Source organism: Streptomyces sp. NPDC050732 (assembly GCF_040654255.1).
Classification (GTDB): Bacteria; Actinomycetota; Actinomycetes; order Streptomycetales; family Streptomycetaceae; genus Streptomyces.
This window is the reverse complement of sequence record NZ_JBFAHP010000073.1, coordinates 1-7,332: the sequence shown is the minus strand read 5'-3', so window position 1 is coordinate 7,332 and position 7,332 is coordinate 1. Positions and strand designations below refer to the sequence as shown.

At 65.4% G+C, this 7,332-nt stretch carries 4 protein-coding genes; all 4 read left to right on the top strand.

The window, feature by feature from the left end; all coding sequences use genetic code 11:
* Positions 1-276: 276 nt before the first annotated feature.
* Positions 277-1,017: a TauD/TfdA family dioxygenase gene (locus AB0H82_RS36200; RefSeq protein WP_362999796.1), complete on the top strand. Its 741-nt coding sequence runs from the start codon at positions 277-279 to the stop codon at positions 1,015-1,017.
* On the top strand, positions 1,002-2,219 hold the full coding sequence (locus AB0H82_RS36195; RefSeq protein ID WP_362999795.1) for an argininosuccinate synthase domain-containing protein: 1,218 nt from the start codon (positions 1,002-1,004) through the stop codon (positions 2,217-2,219). The genes AB0H82_RS36200 and AB0H82_RS36195 overlap by 16 nt, the downstream gene beginning before the upstream one ends.
* A 2-nt stretch (positions 2,220-2,221) precedes the next feature.
* Positions 2,222-2,905 (top strand): cyclase family protein, encoded by a 684-nt coding sequence (locus AB0H82_RS36190; protein ID WP_362999794.1) that lies wholly within the window; start codon positions 2,222-2,224, stop codon positions 2,903-2,905.
* Between the two features lie 105 nt (positions 2,906-3,010).
* The coding region (locus tag AB0H82_RS36185) for an amino acid adenylation domain-containing protein (RefSeq protein ID WP_362999793.1) at positions 3,011-7,332 on the top strand (4,322 nt) is incomplete at its 3' end.

Here is a 7,332-nt window from a genome sequence, read left to right as displayed (position 1 = left end):
CAGGTCCCGCTGACGTCTCTGCCCATGCGGTCTTGACAGGTTCGGGAACGCGCAGACGAGGAGCTGCTCTCCGAAGCCAAACTCGCAGCGAGCCTGCTGCCCGACCGACTGCTCCGCGCGCTGCGCCGGTTCCGCCGCCACGGCAACAGCGCGGGGGCGATGCTGATCCGGAACATGCCCATCGACTCCCGACTCCCCGCCACCCCGCAGGACGGATACCTGGGGCATTGGAGCAAACTCCCCGTCACGACCCACGCCCAGCTCACGGTGGTCTCGGTGGTCGGCGATGTCATCGCCTACGCCGATGAGAAGGCGGGCACCCTCATCCAAGAGATCGTCCCCATCAAGGGCGCGGAGGCGCGTCAGGAGAACTCGGGGACCGTCTACCTGGAACTGCACACCGAGAACGGCTTCCACCCGCACAAGCCCGACTTCATCACACTGTTCTGCCTGCGGCCCGACCACGCGAAGAACAGTCACACCGTCGTGGGCGCCGTGGCCGAGGTGCTGCCCACGTTGTCAGCCGAGTGCGTGGCCACCTTGCGCAGGCCACAGTTCCGCCTGCGGGTGAGCAGCTCGTTCGGCGACAACGGGACACACCTGCTGACCCAGCCGGTCGCAGTGCTCTCCGGCGCGGCTGACTCCCCGGAGTTCCTCGTGGACTTCCACGCAATGGAACCGCTTACCGACGATGCGGGTACGGCGCTGGAAGAGTTGAAGCGGGCGCTGCAGACCTCACTGCGGGGCGTCAGGCTTGATGCCGGCGATCTGCTCGTGATCGACAACCGTGTAGCCGTCCACGGCCGCACACCGTTCGCCGCCGTCTACGACGAGACGGACCGCTGGCTTCGGCGCTGCTTCGCCGTCTCGGACATCCGGCGCTCGCGGAGGGGCCGCGCTCCGGGGTCTCGAGTGTGCAACCCGCTCAACACCATCTGCTTCTCGCCCTACCCGGCAGACGCATCCGCCGCCGGGCCTCACACCCGAGCGGAGAACCAGGGATGCATCACTTCCTGACGAGCCTGGAGGAGATGGCCGAGCGACCTCCTTGCCACATGCTTCTGCTCTACTCCGGTGGGTTGGACGGGACCTACCTCCTCCAGCGGTTGCGGGACATGAACATCGCCGTGACCGCGCTCAACGTACGTATCGGCGAGTCGGAGCTGTGCAGCACGGCTGAGGAGCAGGCTCGTATGTTCGGTGTCCGATTCCGTGACGTGGACGTGACGGAGCAGTTCTTCGCCGAATTCCTCCCTGCGGCCGTGCACGCGGACGCCTACTACCAGGAGCAATTCCCGGTCGGTTCCACGCTCACCAGGCCGCTCATGGCCCGGACCGCGGTGCAGGTGGCCTTGGAACTCGGCTGCGACGTAATCGGCCACACTTCGACTTACATGCAGAACAGCGCCATCCGGCTCAGCGGGTCGATCACCGCGCTGGCGCCCGACATCGGCGTCGCCGCGCCGTTCCTCGGCTCCGACCTGCCCAGGTCGGAGAAGCTCGCCGCGCTGCAGAGCGTCGGGATTTCCTTCCCCGAAGGCATCCACAGCATCGACAGCAATCCGTGGACGCGGGTCATCGAGTGCGGGTCCTTGGAGAGTCCGGAGAACTACCTCGACGAAAGCGTATTCCGATGGACCCGTGACGTCAGCAGCACCCCTGATGAGCCGATGGAGATCAGCCTCACGTTCGACAGCGGCCTCCCTGTAGGCGTCGACGGCACGGTGCTCGCGCTCGGCGCACTCGTGGAAAGGCTGAACGCACTCGGCGGCGAGCACGGCGTCGGCCGGTTCTCCGGCCTGGAGGACACACCGTTCGGAGTGAAGAACCACGAGATCCGCGAAGCTCCCGCCGCGACCATCATCATCAAGGCGCACCAGGTTCTGGCCAACGCCATCTGCACGCCCCACGAGCACGCGTTGCGTGGGACCATCGCCCGCGAATGGACCACCACAGTCGTACACGGCGGGTGGTTCAGCAACCTCGGCGAGAGCTTAGCGAGGTGCCTCGCCGACCTGGACCGCCCACTAGCCGGGACCGTCCGCCTGCGGCTGCACAAGGGGTCACTCACGGTCTTAAGCGTGAACTCACCGAACGGGCTTTACTACACCCGGCTCGGCCAGGCGTTCCACGAGTCGATGAGCGGGTATTCGTACACGCCCTGGTTGTCGCTGGCGACCTATCCCAGCCGACTGCGACGATCCGGAAAGGTGGAATGAGTATGAGTAAACGCATTCTCGCCGATCTGTCCCACGTGGTGCGACACGGGATGACCACCTATCCAGGGCTGCCGGGGCCAGTGATCGAGGACCATATGTCCAGGGTGGATTCCCGCAGCAAGTACTCCCCTGGGACCGAGTTCCAGATCGGGCGCATCACACTGGTGGCGAACACGGGCACCTACGTCGACGCTCCATTCCACCGGTTCGAGGCAGGCGCCGACCTCTCCGAGGCGCCTCTGTCGCGGTTCGTCGACCTAGAAGGGGTCGCTGTTTCTGCGGTGTCTCGGCCATCGGGCTCGGGCAGCATCGGCCCGGAGGTCTTCGAGGGGCTGGACGTGACCGACCGCGCCGTTCTCGTGTACACCGGGTGGGACCAGCATTGGGAGACCCCGCAATACGGCGCGGACGGCCACCCGTTCCTGTCTGCGGCGGCCGTTAGCTGGCTCGTGGCCCAGCGCCCCGCAGTGGTAGGAATCGACTCCGTCAACATCGACAACATGCTCGACCTGACGCGGCCGGCGCATACCGGGCTGCTCGAAGCGGAAATCCCGGTCGTCGAGCACCTGACCGGGCTGAAGCAGGTAGTGGGCGCGCGGTTCCGCTTCCACGCCGCCCCGATCGCGGTCGCCGGAATGGGCACCTTCTCGGTTCGGGCGTACGCGCTCATCGACGACCCAGGGTGACGACCATGCGCGAGAGCCAGAGATGATCGGCCAGGTGCCGAGCGTGCATCTTTTCTGGACAGTGCGGTCTTTGGTTCGGTACGTGAGAGCAACTAGGAGGCACCATTGTCCGACAGCGATGAACGCCACCAGCTGCTGATCGAGCACAACGACACTGCTCACCCGATCCCGTCCACCAGCCTGCCAGGGTTGGTCGAAGCTCAGGTCAGGGCCACCCCCAACGCGGTCGCTGTGGTGTTCGAGGACACCTCCTGGACCTACCAGCAACTCAACTCGCGGGCGAACCAGCTCGCCCACGCACTGATAGCCCGGGGTGTGGGCCCGGAACAGATCGTGGCACTTGCGTTGCCCCGCTCACCGGAGCTCATCGTCGCACTGCTGGCGGTACTCAAAACCGGCGCCGCCTACCTACCCCTGGACCCCGACTACCCCCGAGCGCGAATCAACTTCATGCTCGATGACGCACAACCAGCACTCCTCCTGGCCAACACGCAGACGCTGGCGTGCGTCTCCGACAACCCCGCCACACCACGATTCCTGATCGACGACTCCGACACCCTGGCCATACTGGACGAACACTCAGACGCCGACCCCATCGACTCCGACCGCGCCACCCCACTCACACCACAACACCCCGTCTATGTCATCTACACCTCCGGTTCGACCGGCACCCCCAAAGCCGTGGTGATGCCCGCCGGTGGGTTGGTGAATCTGTTGCTGTCGCACCAGCAATCCCGTGTGAGTGGCCCGAGCAGTAGGGTCGCCCAGTTCGCCGCGATCAGCTTTGATGTGTCGGCGCAGGAGATCCTGTCCACGCTGACGTTCGGGAAGACGTTGGTGGTTCCGACCAACGAGGTTCGGCGCGACGCGCGACTGTTGGTGGACTGGCTGGATCGGCACCAGGTGGAGGAGCTGCTCGCTCCGAACCTAGTGGTCGAGGCGCTTGCCCAAGCTGCCGTCGAGGCCGGGCGTGATCTTCCGCGGTTACGTGTCATCGCCCAGTCCGGTGCGACGTTGACGGCGGGCCGCCAAGTCCGAGAATTTTACCGCCGTCAGCCGCTTCGGCGGTTGCAGAATCAATACGGTCCCACCGAAACCCATACGGTCACCGCCTACACCCTGCCTGCCGACGTCGCTGACTGGCCACAGCACCCGCCGATTGGCGGGCCGTTCAGCAACACCAGGGCGTATGTGCTGGATTCCGATTTGTGCGCAGTGCCGGTCGGAGTTCCTGGCGAATTATATATTGCTGGTAACCAACTGGCGCGTGGCTATTTGGGTCGGGCGGGTTTGACGGCGCAGCGTTTCGTGGCGGATCCGTTCGGTGTGGCGGGCGGGCGGATGTATCGGACGGGAGATATAGCCCGTTGGCGCGGTGACGGGGTCCTGGAGTTCGTTGGTCGGATTGATGATCAGGTGAAGATCCGGGGGTTCCGTATTGAGCCGGGTGAGATCGAGACCGCGCTCGCCGCGCACCCCAAGGTCGCGCAATCTGCGGTCATCGCCCGGGAAGACCGGCCCGGCGACAAACGGCTGGTCGCTTATGTCGTGACTAACGGTGAGAGTTTGCAGCCGCATTCGTTGCGGGAATTTCTGCTTCAGCGGCTGCCGGAATATATGGTGCCTACCATGGTACTGGTGGACAATTTACCGTTAACACCGAACAGGAAACTAGATCGTAGCGCGTTGCCGGCCCCCGATTACTCGGTGGCCAGGTCGGGGCGAGCGCCGAGGACTCCGCAGGAACAGCTGCTCGCTGAATTGTTCGCCGAGGTGCTGGGGTTGCCCAGGGTTGGTGTCGACGGGGACTTCTTCGAGTTGGGTGGGCATTCGCTGGTGGCGACTCGGCTGATCGCCCGAATCCGCGCCACCTTCGGTGTGGAGCTGGAGTTGCGCACCCTGTTCGAAACCCCCACGCCAGCCGGTCTGGCCGGGCGATTGGATGACGCCGGGCCAGCCAGGTTGGCGCTGACGCCGTATCAGCGTCCCGATGTGGTGCCGTTGTCCTTCGCGCAACGCCGGTTGTGGTTCCTCCACCAGCTGGAAGGCCCCAGCGCCACCTATCACATCCCATGGGCGTTGCGCCTGTCCGGGGAGGTGGACCGCCCAGCGCTACACGCTGCGCTCGGTGATGTGATGGCCCGTCACGAGAGTCTACGGACGGTCTTCTCGCAGGTAGAAGGCACACCGTGCCAACTGGTTCTGGACGCGCGGGCGGCCCGGCCGTCGCTGAGGGCGACTGAGACGACCGAGACGGCGCTACCGGAGAGGCTGGCCACCGCTCTCCGGCGCGGGTTCGACCTCGCCACCGAGCCGCCCCTGCGGGCCGAGCTGTTCACACTCGCACCTGACGAGCATGTGCTGCTGGTGGTACTGCACCACATCGCCAGTGACGGCTGGTCAATGGACTCACTGTCACAAGACCTGGCCGCCGCCTACACCGCCCGCCGCCAAGGTCAGGAGCCGGAATGGGCGCCGCTGCCGGTGCAGTACGCCGACTACACACTGTGGCAACACCAGCTTCTTGGTGACCAGACCGACCCGGACAGTCTGGTCACCACCCAGCTGGCCTACTGGACCCAGGCGCTGGCTGGGCTACCCGAGCAGCTCCAACTACCCACCGACCGTCCCCGCCCGGCGGTGGCCTCACACCGGGGCAGCCAGGTTCCCGTGCGGCTGGACGCGCGGCTGCACGAGGAACTGACCGGGCTGGCCCGACGCAATGGGGCGAGTGTGTTCATGGTGTTGCAGGCTGGGTTGGCCGCGCTGCTGACCCGGCTCGGCGCCGGCGAGGACATCCCCTTGGGCAGCCCCATCGCCGGGCGCACCGATCAGGCGTTGGACGAGCTGGTCGGATTCTTCGTCAACACCCTGGTATTACGCACCGACACCTCCGGGAACCCCACCTTCACTCAACTGCTGGCCCGGGTCCGGAACACCGCGCTGAGTGCCTACTCGAACCAGGACGTGCCCTTCGAATATCTCGTTGAAACCCTCAACCCGGCCCGCTCTCTGGCCCGCCATCCCCTGTTCCAGGTGATGCTCACTATGCAGAATGCCCCCGAGGTCAGTGTCGACCTGCCCGGACTGCAGGTCACCCCGGAGCAGATCGACACCGAGGTCGCCAAGTTTGACCTGCACTTTGCCCTGTCCGAGCGGCACAACACTCACGGCGCACCCCAAGGCATCGAAGGTGTCGTGGAGTACGCCACTGACCTGTTCGACCCGACCACCGTCGAGACCATCACCGCCCGCTGGGTGCGTCTGCTCCACGCCGTGGCCGCCAACCCGGATCGACCGCTCGGCCGGATCGATATCCTCACCCCCGCCGAGCGCCATCACCTGCTTCACACCGGGACAGACACCAACCACCCAGTCCCTGCGACAACCCTGCCAATGCTGTTCCAAGCCCAGGCCACGGCCACCCCGCAAGCGATCGCAGTGATCTGCGGGGACACCACCCTCACCTACGCTCAGCTCAACACCCGAGCCAACCAGCTCGCCCACGCGCTCCTCAGCCGGGGGGTGGGCCCCGAGCAGATCATCGCGCTGGCCCTGCCCCGCTCTGTGGACATGGTCGTGGCGATCTTGGCGGTGCTCAAAGCCGGGGCCGCCTACCTCCCCATGGACCCCGACTATCCACGCGCACATCTGGCCTTCATGCTCACCGACGCCCGCCCCGCCCTGGTGCTCACCCACATCCACACCGCAGCCCTCGTCCCCCAGGACATCACCACACCGCAATGGGTAATCGACCATCCCGACACCACCGAGATGCTCGGCGAGTACCCGGACACCGACCCCACCGACGCTGATCGCGCCACCTCCCTCCTCCCGCAACATCCCGCCTACGTCATCTACACCTCCGGCAGCACCGGCGCCCCCAAAGGCGTCGTAGTGGCTCACCAGAACATCGTGAATCTCGTGGTCTGGGCGGTGTCCGACATGGGCTCTGGGCGACTGACTCGGGTGTTGGCCTCGACGTCGCTGAACTTCGATGTGTCGGCCTTTGAGATGTTTGGTCCGTTGGCCTGCGGCGGCAGCATTGAAATGGTGCGGAATCTCCTTTCGCTGCTTGAGCGCCCGCAGGAGGGGTGGACCGGAAGCCTGGTCAGTGCGGTGCCCTCGGCGTTGTCTCAGCTGTTGGAGCACGGTGGTGTGGACATCGAGACCGACGTCGTGGTGTTGGCTGGGGAACGCCTGACTGCGCAGGGAGCGCGCGACATCCAGGGAGCGATCCCGGGCTGCCAGGTGGCCAACCTTTATGGCCCGACCGAGACGACAGTTTATGCCACTGCATGGTATGGCGAGAGGGTAATTCCCACCGCACCGCCGATTGGTCAGCCGGTTTTTAATACGCGGGTGTATGTGCTTGACAGCAATCTCCAGCTGGTGCCGCCTGGCGTGGTGGGTGAGTTGTATATCGC

Bases quoted from the DNA above. Each gene is read 5' to 3' on its own strand.
- AB0H82_RS36190 (WP_362999794.1), top strand. From the start codon at position 2,222: ATGAGTAAACGCATTCTCGCCGATCTGTCCCACGTGGTGCGACACGGG.
- AB0H82_RS36195 (WP_362999795.1), top strand. From the start codon at position 1,002: ATGCATCACTTCCTGACGAGCCTGGAGGAGATGGCCGAGCGACCTCCT.